Origin of the sequence: Cobetia sp. 14N.309.X.WAT.E.A4 (assembly GCF_030397495.1) — a bacterium.
GTDB lineage: Bacteria > Pseudomonadota > Gammaproteobacteria > Pseudomonadales > Halomonadaceae > Cobetia > Cobetia marina.
In genome coordinates this window covers 139,439-157,957 of record NZ_JAPNXT010000003.1, presented here as the reverse complement: position 1 = coordinate 157,957, position 18,519 = coordinate 139,439, and the positions used below count along the sequence as shown (strand labels likewise).

12 protein-coding genes are annotated in these 18,519 nt (G+C 59.8%); 2 read left to right on the top strand and 10 right to left on the bottom strand.

Annotated features, from left to right (window positions below; genetic code table 11):
• Positions 1–61: 61 nt before the first annotated feature.
• Together OW493_RS05910 and OW493_RS05905 are read right to left on the bottom strand one after the other, a co-directional pair.
• Positions 62–787: an FCD domain-containing protein gene (locus tag OW493_RS05910; protein ID WP_167593009.1), complete on the bottom strand. Its 726-nt coding sequence runs from the start codon at positions 785–787 to the stop codon at positions 62–64.
• Positions 788–1,135: 348 nt separating this feature from the next.
• On the bottom strand, positions 1,136–3,379 hold the full coding sequence (locus OW493_RS05905) for a cache domain-containing protein (RefSeq protein ID WP_289863573.1): 2,244 nt from the start codon (positions 3,377–3,379) through the stop codon (positions 1,136–1,138).
• 398 nt (positions 3,380–3,777) lie between these two features.
• Between OW493_RS05905 and OW493_RS05900 the strand changes: the two genes are divergently transcribed.
• On the top strand, positions 3,778–4,059 hold the full coding sequence (locus OW493_RS05900) for a hypothetical protein (protein WP_084208667.1): 282 nt from the start codon (positions 3,778–3,780) through the stop codon (positions 4,057–4,059).
• A gap of 154 nt (positions 4,060–4,213) precedes the next feature.
• Here OW493_RS05900 and OW493_RS05895 read toward each other — a convergent pair whose 3' ends face one another.
• Positions 4,214–4,573, bottom strand: coding sequence for a hypothetical protein (locus OW493_RS05895; RefSeq protein ID WP_176493923.1), 360 nt, complete (start codon positions 4,571–4,573; stop codon positions 4,214–4,216).
• 229 nt (positions 4,574–4,802) lie between these two features.
• Here OW493_RS05895 and OW493_RS05890 point away from each other — a divergent pair, with 229 nt between their 5' ends.
• Positions 4,803–4,976 carry a DUF2970 domain-containing protein gene (locus OW493_RS05890; RefSeq protein WP_077376348.1) on the top strand — a complete coding sequence of 58 codons (174 nt, stop codon included), beginning with the start codon at positions 4,803–4,805 and terminating at the stop codon, positions 4,974–4,976.
• Between the two features lie 139 nt (positions 4,977–5,115).
• Here OW493_RS05890 and OW493_RS05885 read toward each other — a convergent pair whose 3' ends face one another.
• From OW493_RS05885 to metH, 7 genes are all read right to left on the bottom strand, one after another.
• Positions 5,116–5,670 carry a DUF934 domain-containing protein gene (locus OW493_RS05885; protein ID WP_084208669.1) on the bottom strand — a complete coding sequence of 185 codons (555 nt, stop codon included), beginning with the start codon at positions 5,668–5,670 and terminating at the stop codon, positions 5,116–5,118.
• On the bottom strand, positions 5,663–7,315 hold the full coding sequence (locus OW493_RS05880; RefSeq protein ID WP_289863572.1) for a nitrite/sulfite reductase: 1,653 nt from the start codon (positions 7,313–7,315) through the stop codon (positions 5,663–5,665). Before OW493_RS05880 ends, OW493_RS05885 begins: the two co-directional genes overlap by 8 nt.
• A gap of 232 nt (positions 7,316–7,547) precedes the next feature.
• A complete protein-coding gene (locus OW493_RS05875; protein ID WP_289863571.1) occupies positions 7,548–10,028 on the bottom strand; it encodes a GGDEF domain-containing phosphodiesterase in 2,481 nt (826 codons plus the stop codon).
• The gene (locus OW493_RS05870) at positions 10,018–11,130 is read right to left on the bottom strand and encodes an ABC transporter substrate-binding protein (RefSeq protein WP_289863570.1); all 1,113 of its coding nucleotides are present in this window, start codon (positions 11,128–11,130) and stop codon (positions 10,018–10,020) included. The genes OW493_RS05875 and OW493_RS05870 overlap by 11 nt, the downstream gene beginning before the upstream one ends.
• Positions 11,131–11,374: 244 nt before the next feature.
• Complete coding sequence (locus OW493_RS05865; protein WP_289863569.1) at positions 11,375–12,490, bottom strand: ABC transporter substrate-binding protein; 1,116 nt, start codon at positions 12,488–12,490, stop codon at positions 11,375–11,377.
• Between the two features lie 388 nt (positions 12,491–12,878).
• Complete coding sequence (locus OW493_RS05860) at positions 12,879–14,207, bottom strand: MATE family efflux transporter (RefSeq protein ID WP_289863568.1); 1,329 nt, start codon at positions 14,205–14,207, stop codon at positions 12,879–12,881.
• A 319-nt stretch (positions 14,208–14,526) separates the two neighbouring features.
• Positions 14,527–18,255, bottom strand: a complete 3,729-nt coding sequence (gene metH, locus OW493_RS05855) for a methionine synthase (RefSeq protein WP_289863567.1) — start codon at positions 18,253–18,255, stop codon at positions 14,527–14,529.
• Positions 18,256–18,519 lie beyond the last annotated feature (264 nt).

Genomic DNA, 18,519 nt, shown 5'->3' with positions numbered 1-18,519 from the left:
GATTCCTTGGGATGACGCTCGTGTCGAGCTTGGAAAGCATTGAAGAAGGAAAAGTCGTGGGTCAGAAGCGCGGCGTCTCGAGGCGCGGGTGATCAAGGCCGAATCCGAGATCGCGCGCAGCCGTTTCCAGCACGCGCTCGGCACAGGTACGCGCCATGTCCGGTTGACGCAGGCGGATGGCTTCCATCACGGCGCGATGTCGCTCGAGACTGGCACGGTGATGGGCCTGGTCGTGCTGTTGTGCCGCCTGCTGAGAGGACTCGATCAACTGGCTGATGGAAGGGCGCAGCAAGCTACCCAGCTGGGCCCACACCAGGTTGTGGGTGGCGCGGTAGATGGCCTCGTGGAACGCCACGTCAAATTCGCTGTGAGCTGCCTGCTGCTCGTCATTGGCGGTCGCGACCATTCCCTCGAAGGCGCGCTCCAGCCTTGCGAGGTCCTGGGCGTTGGCCTTGGTCGCCGCCAGGGCGCTGACATAGGGCTCGACGGACAGGCGGAAGGCGTAGATCTCACGCATCAGGGCAGGGTTGATGCCTTCCAGTCCGCTGATCCAGTCGCTCATCAGTGGATCCAGCAGTTGCCATTCGCTCATCGGCCGCACCAGGGTGCCACGGCCGGCAGTGCGCTCCAGCAAACCGGCCCCCACCAGCTGGGCCAGTGCATTGCGCAGCCGGTTACGGCTGGCATCGAAGCGCTTGCAGAGGTCCATTTCACGCGGGAAGTTGTCGTCTGGCTCGAACTTGCCGGCCAGAATTTCACGCGCCAGGCAGGCAGCGATGGCTTCCATGCTGGCTACGGGCTGTCTGGAGCCCGTCATGGCCGGCGACAGTGAATCTTTCTGGCGAGAGGAATCCTGATCCGGCGCTGTATCGCTGGAAGTCTCAGAGAGTGGGTCTGGGCGAGAGATGGTCACGCGAGGCCTCGTGGCTGACGTAGTGCGCAGGGCAAGCTACGGTAAATGTCTGAATGAACCTTAATAAATGTCAGACATTTGAACAAGCCTCAACGAATGCAACTTTGGTCGTTGCCGGCAGGCCAGGTCGCCGTGGGAGGTGGGGATGGGGTATGGCGAGACTTCGGGCAGGCCGCTGGGATCGGTCGACTCCCCTCAGACCTTGCCATCAATCATCAGTCATCAGCGATCAGCGATCAGCTGATCGATGTGATGTCGCCAGTCCTTGAGTGACTCATCACCGGACAGAAGTCTCTGTCGGGTGATGAGTTCCGCGTCTGTCTCGAAGGTCCTGAGTACATTCCTCAATTGCTGCTGAGTGGCTGGAGTCAGCACGGGAACGTTCGAGGCTTCCTCGGACTCGTCTTCCAGGACCACGAAGTGGCCAGGGGCCAGATGGAACACCTTGAGCGGGTACAAACAGGCATTCAGATGGGGACCGAATTGCCGGTCCGTAGTGAGAGGGGACTGCGTCCCGACGAGCTGGAGATGGTGAAGCGTTATCCCCTGCACAGTGACATGCCCTTCATGCAGCAAGCCTGCCAGCAAGGTCTCCAGCAAGGCACGGTTGAAGCAACCGGTCGTCTGGTCACGCCATTGATCCGCATGGCGCTCGATCTGACGCGGGCCGGGAATCGCGCTGCATGGCTCGGCCCTGGGGATCGGCTTGCGGGTCAGCACCCTGCGTGCCGCCTGAAGGATGTCCGGCGCAAAGGGTTGGTAGGCGCAATGCTCGATTTCACTGATGGCCTCCGCCTGAGTCAGGCCCGAGTATCTCACCAGCTCCAGGACCTGGACGACCAGCGCCAGGATCGCGGGACTGGCAGGCCGCGAAAGCAAGGCCGCCTCCGAGTCCGTCTGGCGGTAAGGCATGTAGTGCTGGCTTTCACTCAGCAGGTTGGCCTCCAGAGGCGCATTGAGCGCTTCTCTCAACACTCGGCTGCCGATATCCGCCTGTTGACGCAACAACTGTTGTTGATCGAACTGAAGCTGCGCCATCGGCTTGAGCAGTGTGTCGGGAAGTGTCAGTCGGCCCATGTCATGGAGCATGGCCGTGCGCTCCAGTGCGCTGATCTGCGCCTCTTCAAGCCCCAGCTCTCTGGCGATGGCCGTCACGTATTCGGCGACGATGAGGTCATTGCCTTCACGCTGGGGGCAGCGTTCGTTGCGAATCATCTGCAGGGTATTGATCAGCCTGTCCTCACCGCGCTGCTCAAGCTCGTTTTCCAGACGCCCCATGCGTTGGCGCATCTGACGCTGACGTGTGCGGGATTGCCGGAAGAGGGCATGACCGATGGCCAGGAACAGCAGCAGGCAGGCACCGAGGGTCAGCAGGAGATGCCAGCGCTCCAGACGGCTTTTCTCCTGCATGATGTCCGCGTGGGCTGTCAGGGCCGCATTGTTGATATCGCCCATGTAGACCCCACTGGCCACGATCCATTGGAAGGGCGGATACAGCGCGGCATAGGTCGTCTTGTCTTCTTCAGGCCCCCCACGGGAGCGGGGGAAGCGGTAATCGAAGAAGATGCCACTTCCCTGCAGGACACCCTCGAGTTCGGTCTTGTAAGGCTGGCGTCCACTGCTGTCCCGATGCTCGGTGGAGAGCAGCGTGCCTTCGGTGCCGGGCAAGAGCGGGTGAATCAGGCGACGGGCGTAGCCGGGGCCGCCCGTCGGATCCAGAATTTCATTGATCCAGACATAGCGACTCTCTCCCTTGTCCAGGCTGGCATGCAGGGATTGACGAAGCTCGTTGGCGACCAGGAATGCCACCATCTGCGGGTCGATATGAATCAGGGTCCAGATGGTCGAGGCGGTGTTGCGAGGGCGTCTAACCTCACCATCCTTGCCCAGGCCCTGCTGGCTCGGGATGGCGAAGATCAGGCCTGCGTCCGTGCCACGCAGGAAGTGAGGACTGTCATTGCTCGTGTGCAGACGCAGATTGAGTTCGGTGGACCACCATTCCGGATAGAGATTGCTCGGCAATTGAACGATATCGATCCAATCCGGGTTGATGCGAAGATCAGGGAACTGACGCAGGAGCTCGGTACTGATATAGGACCGATCTCGACCGGTAAGGTGGGTGATTCCCAGGAAGGGGGCTCGCATCGTCGTCATCATCAGTCGCTGCAGACGATGTTCGTAATCTCGATGCCGTGAGGCAATCACGCCGAGCGTCTGCTCGACCAGCAGGCTTGCCTGCAGACGCCTCTCGCTCGTGATGAGGTCACGCGTGGAGGCCGCATGCAGCGCTTCCATCTCGCGGCTGTCTCTTTCGAGAATGATCAACACCAGGCCTAGCACCACGCCTGAGAGCGCTACCAGACCCAACCAGTGCCGAATCGAAAGGCCGGCGAATTCTCGCGTGGCGTCAAGGAAAGACCGCCCTGGTGGTGTGTTGTCTGAGGAAAGATCATTATCCTTGATCATCAGATACATCATCCGTGTATTTTTCGTACACTGAGGATACACCACAACGACAAAGCGTTCGTTGCTTGTCGATCACGCACCGCGCGTCTGGTCAACGCCATGCCCAACATGGTGAGATTGCCTGGGTATTGCCGTCTCAAGGCGGCGGGTCTGCGGCCCTTGCGTGCTTGCTAGCATGGTGGGAAATGGGCATGATGACAGGCGCTTTCTTCATGGCTTTCAAGAAGATATCACTTCCCTGACGGCTTTCTTCCCAAGGGGTTGCCTACTGGTTCCGTTACTCCCCCATGTTGCCGATATGACATTGCAGAAGCCTTGGGCATAGTGTGATATTTTGCTGTCTTGAATGTTTCAGCCTCTCTTCTTGTTGTCGACAAGATCAATAGTGGAAACCATGCATGAACCGACATGATGAAAAGGTCATCGCAAGCGCCCGCAAGCAGCGTGCCTTGTTTGATGAACTTGAAAAGGCATTGGCTGAAGAGTTGAATGCGCTGGATCGTCCCTCGACTCCCCCCGCCACGTCAGAAAGCAGCCCCCAGGCAACGGACCCGGCTGAAGCGCGTGAGGCTGAATTCAATGCGCGTCTGGAGAGCCTGATCGCGGAATTCGGGCTGGATCGTGAAACGGCACATGCTTGGCTGTGCGATCTCAGTGAGTTCCAGACACGGACGGATTGATGTCATCCATGGTCCTTGCCTGAATCGTCACATTCCATCCTCACGGCGCCAGTCTCCTTGCCATCGCCAGAGGCTCCCTTTCGCTGTGCATTTCTGGCGTGATCTCTCCCCCGGCACATTGCGTGGAGACCGGGGGAGACTCCTGTCATGCGAGTCAGATCTCTTCCCAGATGGCATCCTGCAATTCTTCATTCAATGTCTGCAGTCGCTTCATGCGAGTCAGCGCATGCTCGGTGACATCCCCGGCGAGTTTTCCAAGCAATTCAGGCGAGGTCCGAGCCTCCTGCCAGTCACCTGCCAATAGCGCCTGAGTCATCTCAAGCCCCTTGAGTTGACAGAGCTGAATGAAGGCCAGTTCCTGCTGATAGGCCTGCAACCCCAGCGACCAGAAGACCTGCTGGCATCGCATCCAGGGGGCGAGAGGGTGCACGAGATCATCAGGACGGTTCATCCAGGACAGCGGATGGGCCGTCAAGGGTTTGAAAGGCAGAGATGGCACGACGGAAAGTTCCATGAGGATAGCTCCTTCAGCGGCTGGATAATGCACTGGAAGCTGCTGTCTTGTGTCCCGTCCGTGTCATGATTCACTGGTATTCGAGCAGATTCTGGCCAATAGTGAATTCAGGTCCGCATGTGACGCGAAAGGCAGCATCACCTCATCGTAGTTCTCCGCAGGGGTTGCCGCCACGCCTTGCAGCGTTGTTCCACCACCATATTGATATGCGTCATTCTGGGAGGTGCTCATGATCAACGAAGTCAAATCCGTGCTTGCTGCATTCATCGGCGTTCAGAAGGAAGCCAACCGCAAACGTGACTTCGAGCATGGTCATGCGCTGGACTTTCTGGTGGTAGGACTGGTGATGGCTGCTCTGTTGGTCGGGGGCATGGCATTGCTGGCCACGGTGATGGCGGCGTGACCTGTCGATAGGCATCGATACCATGATATAGGCCGATACCACGACAAGGTCTGCAACGAAAGAGGTGACCAGAAACGAAAAGGCCCCGTGAACTGGTGACATCCAGCTCACGGGGCCTTTCATTGGCTAGTCGTAAGGGTTACCAGCGACGAGAGAACAGCGGACTCGTCTGATCGATACCTGTCTGGTAACTCACGCTGAAGATGGACAGCGCGTACAAGGCATCTTCCACATACTGGTCCGAGCGCAGCTGGAAGGCGTCGATGCCACAGCGGCTCATGTAATGCAGCTGGTCGACCAGCACATCGCCAATGGCACGAATTTCGCCCTGGAAGCCATACCGCTCTCGCATCAGGCGGGCGAGGGTATAGCCACGCCCATCATTGAAGTTGGGGAAATCGACTGCCAGCAGCGGTGCAGTGGCAAGTGCTTCTCCCAGCTCCGGTGTCAGCTCGGTATCGCTGGCAAGCCAGGGGCCAAGCTGGTCAGACCCTTCACCTGCGTCCACCAGCGCCTGCCAGTGTGCCAGAGGCAGCAGGGCAGGTTGCTGGTAGCTTGGCAGGTTACCGTCTTCATCAAGGCGCACGACCTGCCAGGCGTCCTCGGGGACCAGCTGGTTCTGACGGATGACTCCGCCTTGACGCTGATCAGTCAATTCACGTGCTGACGTCATTTCCGCTGTCACCTCAGGCATAGACCCGCTCCTTGAACGGCTTCATGCCGATGCGGTGGTAAGTATCGACGAAGACCTCATCTTCCAGTCGCTGCTCGACATATACCTGCAACACCTTGCCGATGACGTTCGGCATGTCCTCGGCATTGAACGACGGACCGAGAATCTTGCCGATGGTCGCGTTGTCATCACTGCGGCCGCCAAGCGAGACCTGATAGAACTCCTGTCCTTTCTTGTCGACACCGAGAATGCCGATGTTGCCGACGTGGTGGTGGCCGCAGGCGTTCATGCAACCGGAGATGTTCAGATCCAGCGGGCCGAGGTCATACAGGAAATCGAGGTCTTCAAAGCGATCCTGCAGTGCCTGGGCGATCGGGATCGACTTGGCATTGGCCAGTGAGCAGAAGTCACCGCCAGGGCAGCAGATCATGTCGGCCAGGGTGCCAACGGTCGGATTGGCCATGCCCAGCGCGTCCAGCGCCTTCCAGAGATTCTCGAGCTGATCGACCGGCACATCTGACAGCACCAGGTTCTGCTCGTGCGTCACACGCAGTTCACCGAAACCGTACTCTTCCGCGAGGTCGGCCACGGCGTCCATCTGATCAGCGGTGACATCGCCCGGCGCGAGTTCACGGCGCTTGAGTGACAAGGTCACGGCCTTGTAACCCGGGACCTTGTGGCCGACGACATTGTTGGTCACGAAACGGGCAAAGGCTCGGTTCTCGCTGCGCAGTGTCTCGTAGGCCGCAATCGCGTCCTCGCCGACGGCACGACGCGCCGGTTCCGGGAAGTACTCGGTCGCCTTGGCAACCGCCGAATCTGTCAGTGTCTCGGGGCCATCCTTCAGGTGTGCCCATTCTTCCTCGACACGGCGGCGGAACTCCTCGATGCCCAATGCCTTGACCAGGATCTTGATGCGCGCCTTGTACTTGTTGTCACGACGGCCCCACTGGTTGTAGACGCGGACGATGGCGTCAAGATAGGTCAGCAGGTGCTGCCAATCGAGATCTTCCCGCACGACATCGCCGACCATCGGGGTACGACCGAGGCCGCCACCTGCCAGCACGGTCGCCTTGACGCGACCATCCTCGCCACGTGTCAGGCGCAGGCCGATATCGTGGACCTGGATCGCGGCACGGTCCGCGCTGGCGCCAGTGACGGCAATCTTGAACTTGCGCGGCAGATAGGCGAACTCCGGGTGCAGGGTGGACCACTGACGAATCAGCTCACACCAGGGACGCGGATCCACCGTCTCGTCTTGCGCGATACCGGCGAACTGATCCGTAGTGGTATTGCGGATGCAGTTGCCGCTGGTCTGGATCGCATGCATCTCGACCTGGGCCAGCTCGGCGAGGATCGCCGGGACATCTTCAAGCTTCGGCCAGTTGAGCTGCAGATTCTGACGCGTGGTGAAGTGACCATAGGCACGGTCATAGCGACGGCTGATGGCAGCCAGTGAGCGCAGCTGTGCAGCGCTCAGCATGCCGTAGGGAATGGCGATACGCAGCATCGGTGCGTGACGCTGAATGTAGAGACCGTTCTGCAGGCGCAGGGGACGAAATTCTTCCTCACCCAGGCGGCCGGCCAGATAGCGGTCCATCTGGTCCTTGAACTGAGCTACCCGCTCGTCGACCAGGGTCTGGTCGTAAGTGTCATACCGATACATGTCAGGGGTGTCCTGCGGTCGGGCATCAGGTGGGCGACCACTGATGCGAGTCTTGTTGATGCTGCGGTCACCTTACTCCCTATCTTTTATTCTTTAAAAGAATAAATAATCATACTTTTCGATGATAGGGTTATGAAGAAGATGCCATGAGTGTGCCTACGGCAAGAACGAAAGAAAAGGCCAGAGGCTGCAATATGCGCGTCTGGCCCTGGATGACATCATGTTGCTGCCGTCAATCCTCGTCACGGCCCGTGCCTATCTGGCGGTCGCGGTTCTGATCGTCGGGTGTCGCCGCCCGAAGAAGACACATGCGGGTTTCACTTGACGAAGAATACCGGGCATTGAAGGCCTGCAGGGGCATCGGACGCGCGAAGTGATACCCCTGGAAGGCGCGCACTCCCATGGCCCTGAAGATCTCTGCCTGACCCCGTGCCTCGATTCCCTCCACGACGACCTGCATGCCAAGCGAATGCCCCATGTCGACGATGATGCGTGCAAGCTCCCTGTCTCGCCGGCTTGTCTGTACGTTCATCACGAACGAGCGGTCGATCTTCAAGGTGCCGAAGGGCAGGTTGTGAAGATAGGAAAGGCATGAAAAGCCAGTACCGAAGTCATCCAATGACAGATTCACGCCCAGCTTGCGAATCGCCTCCAGCTGAAAGCGCAGGCTGTCCTCATTGTCGAGCATCAGATTTTCGGTCACTTCGATGATCAGCTGCCGAGGACGTATCGGATGGCGTTCGATCAATGATTCGAGCTTGTGCAGCAGGCCCTGATCCCTGAACTGCATGACAGAGGCATTGACGGACAGGTAACGGGTCTCGATACCTTGCTTTTGCCATTCACTCAAGATGACGGCCGCTTCTTCCAGTACCCAGTTTCCGATATCGATGATCTGTCCCGTCTTCTCCGCTGCCGCAATGAATTCATCGGGCGCAATCAAGCCAAGGTCTGGGTGATGGATACGCACCAGTGCCTCCGCCCCCAGCAATGTTGGAGCATCGAGATCAGGACTTTGCGCCTGGAAGATGGGCTGCAGGTAAAGGCAGAGCCAACCTCTGGTCAGGGCCTCGCGAATCAGACGCTCCTTGAGGAACAATGGCTCACCGTCCTCCAGAGCGCTGTCGCGTACACAGAGTCGGTACTGGTTGCCTCCCTTGTGCTTGATATCCATGACAGTGCGCTCGAGCAGGCGCATCAGACGACTGGGCGTCTCATCATCCTGGCGAACTTCAAGCCCTGCCTTGCTCAGGCTGAGATTGATGGGCTCCCCCGCCTTGAGAAGCGGCGTCGAGAAGGCCAGTTCAATCCGACGCGCCAGGGCGCGCAATTCGCTTGTGTCACAGGTCATGACGAATTCATCTCCGCCGGAGCGACCCATCCAGGCTGGAGTGCAACTCTTCAGACGTTCTCCTGCTTCCTTGAGCAGGATGTCGCCGTCGACAGGGCCGAGGTGGTGATTGATGCTGTGAAAACGATCGATGTTGACCAGCAGCAGTCCGAAGGGAGCCCCGCCATTGATGAGTGTCTGAAGGTGTGAGTTCAGGGCCAGACGATTCGGCAGCTGTGTCAGCGGGTCGATCAGCTCATGCTCCAGCAATCGCTTCTGGGTCCGCTTCAATTCGGTAACGTCCGACAACAGCATCATGGTGCCGCGTTCGCTGTCATTGGTGGCCGACGGGATGACCACCTGTACCTGCCGGTCCTCTTCGTAGAGGCATTTGAGGGTCATCACCTGGTTCTCGCACGCGTCCCCCTTGCGAAGCGCCGAGCTGATGCGATCGATACAATGAGCATTCTGGCCGATGATCAAGGTATCGAAGGGCGATCCCACCAGTTGCTCTCGCTTCCACCCCGTTACCTCGAGCATCCTCTGGCTGACATCCAGCACCGTACCGTGAGCATCAATCACCAGGAGCAGTGCAGGGGTGTCGCGATAGAAATGCTGATAGCGCTCTTCGTTGTCACGCAGCGCCTCCATCATGATGAAGATGCGCTCGCCCAGGCTATTCAGCTGTGCAATGACCTTGTTGATCTCTCTTGAGCGCGTGAGCGGGATCCTGCGAAATGCCGTCTGCGGATTCTCCAGCTGACGCATGCTGGCGATCGCCCGGTTGAGAGGGACCATCACGTAGCGTTTCAATTGCCAGGAAACGATCAGCAGAACGCAGATGATGATCGAGAGTGCGATGACGAACAGCAGCGCTCCTCCCTGGTATTGCTTGGCAAGCAAGGGAGCATTGGTGCTTTCCATCTCCAGTCGCCCCACGACCTGCGTCACGAGAGAATTGCGATAGACCAGCTCCTGGGAATGTATCATCGGGTCCAGGGCGTCGCCCGCCTTGGTGATCTCCTCGACGAGAGTGCCCTCATGGTTGTAGTAGCGCACTGCATGCACGCTGGGGTGACTGCTCAGCGTTTCCAGATAGGCGTGAATGACATCGTCATCGAAGTTCCAGATCGCACTTGGCAGGGACAGAACCGTGATGTTCATCATCTCTTGATGATCTTCGTGCATGTGCTCGATGGTTTCACTTGAATACAGTGAATAACCCACGACGCCGCTGACTGCACAGATCAACAGGATGAGCGGCGCCAGCACGCGCAATATCCGCCAGCGCAGGGGCGAGGCATCGTGGCCCTCATGACCCTCATGACCCTCATGCGCCTCTGTCGTGTCGTGAGGCCTGTCCTGTGTCTCGTCATTGCGCATGGCGGCGTGCTCCCTGATGGACGGCCGTCAGTGCATTCGGTGCTGCAACGCTGGACGATGAAGTGGCATGAGCGGGCATCGGAAGGAAGGGAGAGGCATCAGGGGGAAGTGTCGCGACCTCATTGATAAGATGATCCATCGGTTGCAGGGCAAGGACTTCCAGAGGAATCCTGTCCAGAAAGGCCTCCGGGTCCCCAGCCAGCGCGATCCCCATGGTGTAATAGCGAGTGCCGATATCACGTGCCTGGAGGCTTCCTTGTTGTACCGCGGCGAGCAGGACCAGTGACCAGGCGGTCGCCAGGGCGCCTCCGCCAGCACTGACCTCCATCTCTCCTGAGCGCAGGTGATCGATTCCGGCACGGGTCCATCCCATGCCAGCCACGACGACATCCTTGCCCGGGCGAAGCCCATTGCGCTTGAGGGCATCAATGGCCGCGATGCCCATCAGGTCATTGGCCGCCCATATCATGCGAAGGGGGCGGGCGTCTGTTTGATGTCTCAAGTAGCTTTCGACCTTTCGGTAGGCATCCTCATAACTCCAGTTGGCCTGAAATATCCGATCCAGGGACAGATGGGGGGCTCTGAGAAGCGCGTCCTGTACACCGCGCACCCGGAGTCGTGTCGCCTCGTCATGCAGCCCTCCGACAAGAGCGATGCCTCGACCATCCGACCTGCCATGCAAGACGTCATGGCGATTGATGAGTGCCACCATGCTGTCGTGCCCCCCTTGTTGATGATCAGGCGAAACGCTGCCCAGCCAGTAGGGATATCGGCCAAGTGGCTTGCCCAACGCTCTGGCCTGGCGGGGGGTCAGGCTATTGACGATGATGATCATGGGCACGCGCACGGCATGGCTGATCTCGATCAATGGAACCGCCAGTCCATGGTTGTTGGTGGTGATCAATAGATCCGGAGGGCTCTCTCGGTTCAATACCTGCTTTCCCATTCGAATGAATTCGTCGGTGTTGCGTCTGGCACTGAAGACTTCCAGATGCATCCCTAGGGATTCAGCGGTCGTCGAGGCAGCGATGATCGCCTGGGCCCAGAACGTTTCCGTGGAATATCCGGGATTCAGAAACACGACCTGCTTGATGGGACGCAAGCTCTCGGCCTGAGTCATCGTTGAGATGGACATCAATGCCAACAGGGCAAGGGCACGGCACATCCTCGAACATCGTGAAGCCAGTGAAGGTCGCGTCAATCTCATGATGACTCCATTATCGCGTGTGACAGGCTGTCAGGAAGCAAGTCGATCCCCGCGGCTGGCGAGCTGAAGGGGAGAGGGCTGCCTGGCGACGGGTGATCTGACGTGTTCCTCTCCCGGGGCCGCACCATGATCTGCTCGATCAGTCCTGTCGTTCGAGTGGCGCAGGCGAGTCTTTCATCTGCTCCAACACTGCCATCGGATCAAACGCGTAGTCGTCTTCCATTGTCTGCAATCTGAAGCGCGTGAAGTCCACCGTTTCCCAGTCCGGCTGGATCAGCAACGGGCCGTAGATATCGACATTTCCCTGATGGATGGGGCTCATCGGGAAGTGCACGGTTCTGGGGGCCCAGTGGGTGTCATCAGCGTGGTCTCTCAACATCACCATCGCCCAGGCTCCCGCCATGAAATGCCCACCATCTGACATCACCATGCGCTTGTCCATCACCATGGCGATGCCCTCGGGCGACCAGTTGAGACCCGCGATCAGCACATCCTTGCCCGGCTGCATGCCACTGGCTTCAACCGCTCGGACGGCACCTTCCGCCATGGCGTCGTTTGCCGCCCAGATGAGGGTATTGTGCAATCCCGAGCGTTCGGCCCATTGGAGATAGTGATGCGTGAGCCGCTCAGCATCCGGAAGGTTCCAGCGTGCCTCGAGAATGCGCGTCATCTTGACGACATCATGCTCAGCAAAGCCATTCAGCATCCCGGCATTGCGAGCGATGGAGGCTGGCGTTCTGGTATCGCCGATCAAGGCGAGCCCGTGGCGCGTTTCACCGGGCGGATAGATACGCGCCGCGTCAATCAATTCGCTGGCCATCCTTCTCCCGGCACCATGGTTGTCGGGAATGACGCTGGCGATCCAGGAGGGGTGGACACTGCCCGGGACGCCGTGAGTTGTCTGCTCCTCCGGGGTCAAGCCGTTCAACAGCATCACGACATGTGATGAGCCGCCATCTGCCAGAGGCAGGAGGTCGGAAGCGGCCTGCTCCTCATTGACCAGCACGAGATAGTCCGGGGGTGTTGCACGCGCCAGGGCCGCGCTTGCCAATCGTTTCATGAGGATGGGATTTCGCTCGGCATATACGACTTCCAGCGAGACATTCAGGTCTCGAGCTGCTGCCTGCATCGTCGCCGTGACCATGTTCCAGAATTGTTCCCCAGGCAGCCCCGGATTGACGAAGACGGCGGTCAGATTTCGCCCGGGCGCGAGGGACGCCGCCGTGGGGGGCATCTCGTCGGCCACCCTGGTCATGCTCGAGTGACTGCTGGCCGAGGCAACATCAAGGGCTGGTGGGAGGGGGGCTGAGGCAGCGGCAATCGGGGGGGCTGAACGCCATGACGCAAGCGACGGGAATCCATCGCCGCGCACTCTTGATCCAACCTCCTGATGTAGACGTGATCGACATGTCGGCACCCGATGACAAGGATTTACAGTATGACCAACATACTCCAGACCTCAGCATGTCATACGCCTCAACAACCGTGCACTATCACCCGATTTCAACGCTTCGGTCCTCCAGACCGATTCAGGGGCAATACCAGATGAAAGGGAATCCACGTGGCGGTGATGCCCCCGTGGCGATCTCGAGGTCGACAGGACAAGGCCACCACGGCCCTTTGATGAAGGAAGAGGGCGAGACTCAGAGCCGCAGCAACTGCCACTCTCTGCGTTGCCAGATGGCACTGAAGACAAGGGAGTTGAAGATTCGATACCCGAGCTGAGTACACCAGATGGCCAGCAATCCCCCCCCCAGATGCACCCCGAACCACCAGGCAAGCGGGAGGAAGAGCAGCCATTGGATGGCCAGGGTGGCGGTCATGACCGTGCGATTGGCACCAGCCCCGAGCAACGCCTGAGCCAGCACGATGGCCGCGCAGTCCATGATGATCATCACGGCGGTCAGCTGTAACGGGAGCTTGCCCAGCGCGATCAACTCCGGGCGATGCAGGAAGAGGCCCAGCACGCTTTCCGGTGCCGCCCAGAGCGGCAATCCCAGCAGCATGAGGCAAGGCAGGGCGATGCGCACCGTATCCCATCCCCAACGATGGGCATCTTCATGGTGATCGCGTCCCAATGCCTGGCCCACCAGACTCATGGCCGCCAGCCCCAGACCGACTCCGGGCAGAATGAGCAGCAGGGAGAGATTGACCAGCACATGACCCACTGCCACGCTGGCCGCGTCGATCCTGCCCAGAATCCAGAACAACACGGCATAGCCCGCCGCAAACCACAGCTGTTGGAAGGAGTGGGGCACCGCCAGCTTGAGCAGCGTCAGGTAGTGTCTCAGTGGCGGCCAGGCATGCAGTACGCCATGTTGTCTGCGCTCTCCCAGGGTCGCCTGCACCCACAGGCCCAATGCCACGAAGAGGGACAGTGTCGTACCGGTACCTGCACCATCGGCGCCCATCCTGGGGGCGCCATAGAGTCCATGGATCAAGATGATGCTCAACACCACATTGATCAGCTGGGTGATCAACATGATGCGCAGATAGATACCGGTGCGCTGAAGTCCATTCCAGAATCCGCGGAAGCAGAATGCCATGGCGACGGGCACGATGCCGGCGACGCGCCATTGGAAGTAGGAGGTGGCCGTTGCGTGGACCTCAGGCTGGTCATTGATCAGACGAAGCAAGGTGTCTGCCCAGTGATGGCAGGCCAACATCACGGGAATGCCCACCGACAATGCCAATATCAGTCCGGCGTTCAGCCCTTCGCCGCAACGTTCGGGGGCAGATTCTCCCAGCCGTCGAGAGGTCTGGGCCTGCACGGCGGATGACAGCCCGAATATCAAGGCCGTGACCATGAACATGGCATAGCCCCCGACCCCGACTCCCGCCAGCGCCGTCTCACCAAGCTGTCCTACCAGGGCAGCATCGATCAGATTGAGAAGGCTCTGCGACAGCATGCCACCGATGATGGGCAGTGCCAGCTTCAGAATTCTCAGGCTGCGTTGGCGTTCAGGCAACATCACGGACGCCCCATCGCCGGTGAATACCGCCGCCGGCAATCTCCAGGGTCACCTTCAGACGATGCCGCCGCGCAGGGCAGGACAGACGGGATGGATGCGCAGAACAGGGACACAGACGGCTCGCAGGTCAGAGGGCAGGGAAGGACAAAGGAGGCCATTATAGCGTGAGGTGTCACAGGCAGCATCCGGTGCATGACGCTGACCGAGACTCTGCTGAGTCAACCAGCCCCACGCAAAAGGGCACCTGCGCTGGCAGGTGCCCTTTGCATGATCATGCGAGATACGCTTGCCGGCTTGGCAAGTCTTCGTACGACCTGATCTAGCTGGCGTTGTCCGGATCGTAGCTCAGTACCGGTGACAACCAGCGCTCCATTTCGGCGAGTGGCATGCGCTTGCGCTCCGCCAATGACAGCACCTGGTCCCGGGTGATCTTGCCGGTGGAGAAGTACTTCGACTCAGGATGGGCGAAGTACCAGCCGGAAACGGCGGCGGCAGGCCACATGGCGAAGCTCTCGGTCAGCACCATGCCGGCATGTGTCTCCGGTTCGAGCATGCGGAACAGCGTGGCCTTCTCGGTGTGGTCCGGACAGGCCGGGTAGCCTGGCGCCGGGCGTATACCCCGATACTGCTCGGCGATCAGTGCCTCGTTGTCGAGCACTTCTTCGGCGTCATATCCCCAGAACTCCTTGCGGACACGTTCGTGCAGGCGCTCGGCAAAGGCTTCGGCGAGACGATCCGCCAACGCCTTGACCATGATGGCGTTGTAGTCATCGCCAGTCTCCTCGTACTGTCTGGCCAATTCATCCGCCCCATGCCCGGTGGTGACGGCGAAGCCACCGATCCAGTCCGGCTTGCCACTGTCTCGGGGAGCGATGAAATCGGCGAGGCTGTGACAGACGCCGTCGCGGTTCTTGGTCATCTGCTGACGGATGTGGTGGAGGTGCTCGATGACCTGAGTACGCGACTCATCGGCATAGACCTCCAGGGTATCGTCGTCGACACAGTTGGCTGGCCAGAAACCGATGACCCCACGTGCGGTCAGCACCTTCTCATCGATCAACTTGCGCAGCATTTCTCTGGCATCGGCGAACAGGGCACGCGCGGCGTCTCCGACCACCTCATCCTGCAGGATCTTCGGATACTTGCCTGACAGCTGCCAGCTCATGAAGAAGGGCGTCCAGTCGATACGCTCGACCAGTTCGTTGAGATCATACCCATCGAAGACCTTGAGGCCCGTGAAACTTGGCGCCGGCGGCGTGTAATTCTCCCAGTCAGGCTGGAAGCGGCGCTTGCGCGCCTGGGCATAGTCAAGGTCCGCAGCCTTCGGGCGTCGTTTGGCATTGCGCTCACGCACCACGGCATACTCGCTGCGCACCTGATCGACGAAGTCGGGCTTGAGCTCGGGGGACAGCAGACGAGACGCCACGCCCACGGCGCGCGACGCATCGGTGACATAGATGACCGGATGCTCGTACTGTGGCTCGATCTTGACCGCCGTGTGCGCCTTGGAGGTGGTGGCGCCCCCGATCAGCAACGGCAACTGCATGCCCCGACGCTGCATTTCCCTGGCGACGCTGACCATCTCGTCCAGTGATGGCGTGATCAGGCCCGAAAGCCCGATGATATCGGCCTTCTCGTCGATGGCGGTCTGCAGGATCTTCTCCGCCGGTACCATCACGCCCAGATCGATCACCTCATAGTTGTTGCACTGAAGCACCACGCCGACGATGTTCTTGCCGATATCGTGGACATCGCCCTTGACGGTGGCCATGACGATCTTGCCCTTGGCCTGGGTGTCTCCGGATTTTTCTGCCTCGATGAAGGGTATCAGGTGGGCAACCGCCTGTTTCATGACCCGTGCGGACTTCACCACCTGGGGCAGGAACATCTTGCCGGCACCGAACAGGTCACCGACCACATTCATGCCATCCATCAAGGGGCCTTCAATGACCTCGATGGGGCGCGCCGCCTGGACCCGCGCCTCTTCGGTATCTTCCTCGATATGCGTGGTGATGCCCTTGACCAGCGCGTGCTCGATACGCTTGTTGATTGGCCAGCTGCGCCACTCGAGATCTTCCTTCTTCTCGCCAGTACTGCCATCACCCTTGTACTTGTCGGCAATGTCGAGCAGACGCTCGGTACTGTCATCACGACGATTGAGCACCACATCCTCGACGGCCTCACGCAACTCATCGGGTAGATCATCATAGAGCGCCAGCTGGCCGGCATTGACGATACCCATGCTCATCCCTGCCTGGATGGCGTGATAGAGGAACACCGAGTGGATCGCTTCACGCACCGGGTTGTTGCCGCGAAACGAGAAGGACACGTTGGAGACGCCGCCGGAGATCATCGCATGCGGCAGGTTGGCATGAATCCAGCGCGTGGCCTCGATGAAATCGACGCCGTAGTTGTTGTGCTCCTCGATGCCGGTGGCGATGGCGAAGATGTTGGGGTCAAAGATGATGTCCTCGGCCGGGAAGCCGATATCTTCGACCAGCAATCGGTAGGCTCGCTCGCAGATCTCGATCTTGCGCTCATAGGTGTCGGCCTGTCCGACATCATCGAATGCCATGACCACCACGGCCGCGCCATGGCGTCGACAGATCTGCGCCTGATGACGGAAGCTTTCCTCGCCTTCCTTGAGCGAGATGGAATTGACCACCGCCTTGCCCTGGATGCACTTGAGCCCCGCTTCGATGATGTCCCACTTGGAGGAGTCGACCATGATCGGCACCCGCGAGATATCCGGCTCCGAGGCGATCAGGTTCAGGAAGCGCACCATGGCCTCCTGTGACTCCAGCATGCCTTCATCCATGTTGACGTCGATGACCTGCGCGCCGCTCTCGACCTGCTCGAGGGCGACTTCCAACGCGGTGGTGTAATCCTCTTCCTTGATCAGGCGACGGAAGCGCGCGGAGCCGGTGACGTTGGTACGCTCACCGACATTGACGAACAACGAGTCCGGCTGGATGTTGAAGGGCTCAAGCCCCGACAGGCGGCAAGCTCTGGCGATCTCGGGCACCTTGCGGGGCGCGCATTGATCCACCACACCCTTGATCGCGCGGATATGTTCCGGCGTGGAGCCACAGCAGCCACCGATGATGTTGAGCAGACCCTCCGCGGCGAAGGTCCGGATGATCTCGGCCATCTCGTCCGGGGTCTGGTCGTACTCGCCGAATTCATTGGGCAGGCCCGCGTTGGGATGCGCAGACACGAAGGTATCGGCCTTCTCGGACAGCTCACGCAGATAGGGGCGCAGTTCTTCGGCGCCGAGAGCACAGTTTAGGCCGATGCTCAGCGGGCGAGCGTGGCGTACCGAGTTCCAGAAGGCTTCGGTGGTCTGGCCGGACAGCGTGCGTCCCGAGGCATCGGTGATGGTGCCGGAGATCATCACCGGCAGGCGCGGGTGACCCTCGTCGAACAGCTCCTCCAGGGCGTAGATCGCCGCCTTGGCATTGAGCGTGTCGAAGATAGTCTCGATCAGGATCAGGTCCGCGCCGCCCTTGAAGAGCGCCAGCGCAGCTTCGCGATAATTGTCGCGCAGGATATCGAAGGTGACGTTGCGCTTGGCGGGGTCATTCACGTCGGGGGAGATGGAGCAGGTGCGGCTGGTCGGGCCGAGCACCCCGGCGACGAAGCGCGGGATGCCGGTCTCGGCGGCCACGTCATCGGCTGCCTTGCGCGCCAGTCGCGCCGATTCGAGATTGATCTCGTACACCAACGCCTGCATGCCGTAATCGGACTGCGACAACTGGGTCGCATTGAAGGTGTTGGTCTCGACGATATCGGCGCCGGCCTCGAAATAGGCACGGTGGATCGCTTCGACGATATCCGGGCGTGTCAGGGCCAGCAGGTCGTTGTTGCCCTTGATGTCACTGGGCCAGTCGGCGAAGCGTTCACCGCGGAAGTCTTCCTCTTCCAGCCCATAGCTCTGCAACATGGTGCCCATGCCACCATCGAGGATCAGGATACGCTCCTGCAGCGCCTGTCTCAGCGCGTCAGACAGGGGCAGGGAATAGGGAACAGGGGGGTGGGCTTGCGCCATGACGGACTCCAGCGTACGTGACTTGTCGCGTTGTTTCCCGGACGTGTGACTCTGTTTGCCAAGCAAGGACTTTGCCAGGCAAGCCACACGCCACAGGCGCGAACTCATTGCTATTGGGAGGCTCTGGTGAAGGATCCGCTCGCGGCATCCTCGCCTTGCCAGATGTGGCTATCGTATCAGACCTCAGAATCGTCACGATGAGCATGATTCATGCGCAACATGAGTGCTTTAGGAAAGCCCACCCGGGAGTGGCCGCGCCCATGG

What these genes read in the sequence shown, in the direction of transcription:
- OW493_RS05885 (WP_084208669.1), bottom strand. Translation starts at nt 5,670, where the DNA reads ATGCCTGAGGTGACAGCGGAAATGACGTCAGCACGTGAATTGACTGAT.
- OW493_RS05895 (WP_176493923.1), bottom strand. Translation starts at nt 4,573, where the DNA reads ATGGAACTTTCCGTCGTGCCATCTCTGCCTTTCAAACCCTTGACGGCC.
- OW493_RS05860 (WP_289863568.1), bottom strand. Translation starts at nt 14,207, where the DNA reads ATGTTGCCTGAACGCCAACGCAGCCTGAGAATTCTGAAGCTGGCACTG.
- OW493_RS05865 (WP_289863569.1), bottom strand. Translation starts at nt 12,490, where the DNA reads ATGACCAGGGTGGCCGACGAGATGCCCCCCACGGCGGCGTCCCTCGCG.
- OW493_RS05910 (WP_167593009.1), bottom strand. Translation starts at nt 787, where the DNA reads ATGGAAGCCATCGCTGCCTGCCTGGCGCGTGAAATTCTGGCCGGCAAG.
- OW493_RS05880 (WP_289863572.1), bottom strand. Translation starts at nt 7,315, where the DNA reads ATGTATCGGTATGACACTTACGACCAGACCCTGGTCGACGAGCGGGTA.
- metH (WP_289863567.1), bottom strand. Translation starts at nt 18,255, where the DNA reads ATGGCGCAAGCCCACCCCCCTGTTCCCTATTCCCTGCCCCTGTCTGAC.
- OW493_RS05905 (WP_289863573.1), bottom strand. Translation starts at nt 3,379, where the DNA reads ATGATCAAGGATAATGATCTTTCCTCAGACAACACACCACCAGGGCGG.
- OW493_RS05900 (WP_084208667.1), top strand. Translation starts at nt 3,778, where the DNA reads ATGAACCGACATGATGAAAAGGTCATCGCAAGCGCCCGCAAGCAGCGT.
- OW493_RS05890 (WP_077376348.1), top strand. Translation starts at nt 4,803, where the DNA reads ATGATCAACGAAGTCAAATCCGTGCTTGCTGCATTCATCGGCGTTCAG.
- OW493_RS05875 (WP_289863571.1), bottom strand. Translation starts at nt 10,028, where the DNA reads ATGCGCAATGACGAGACACAGGACAGGCCTCACGACACGACAGAGGCG.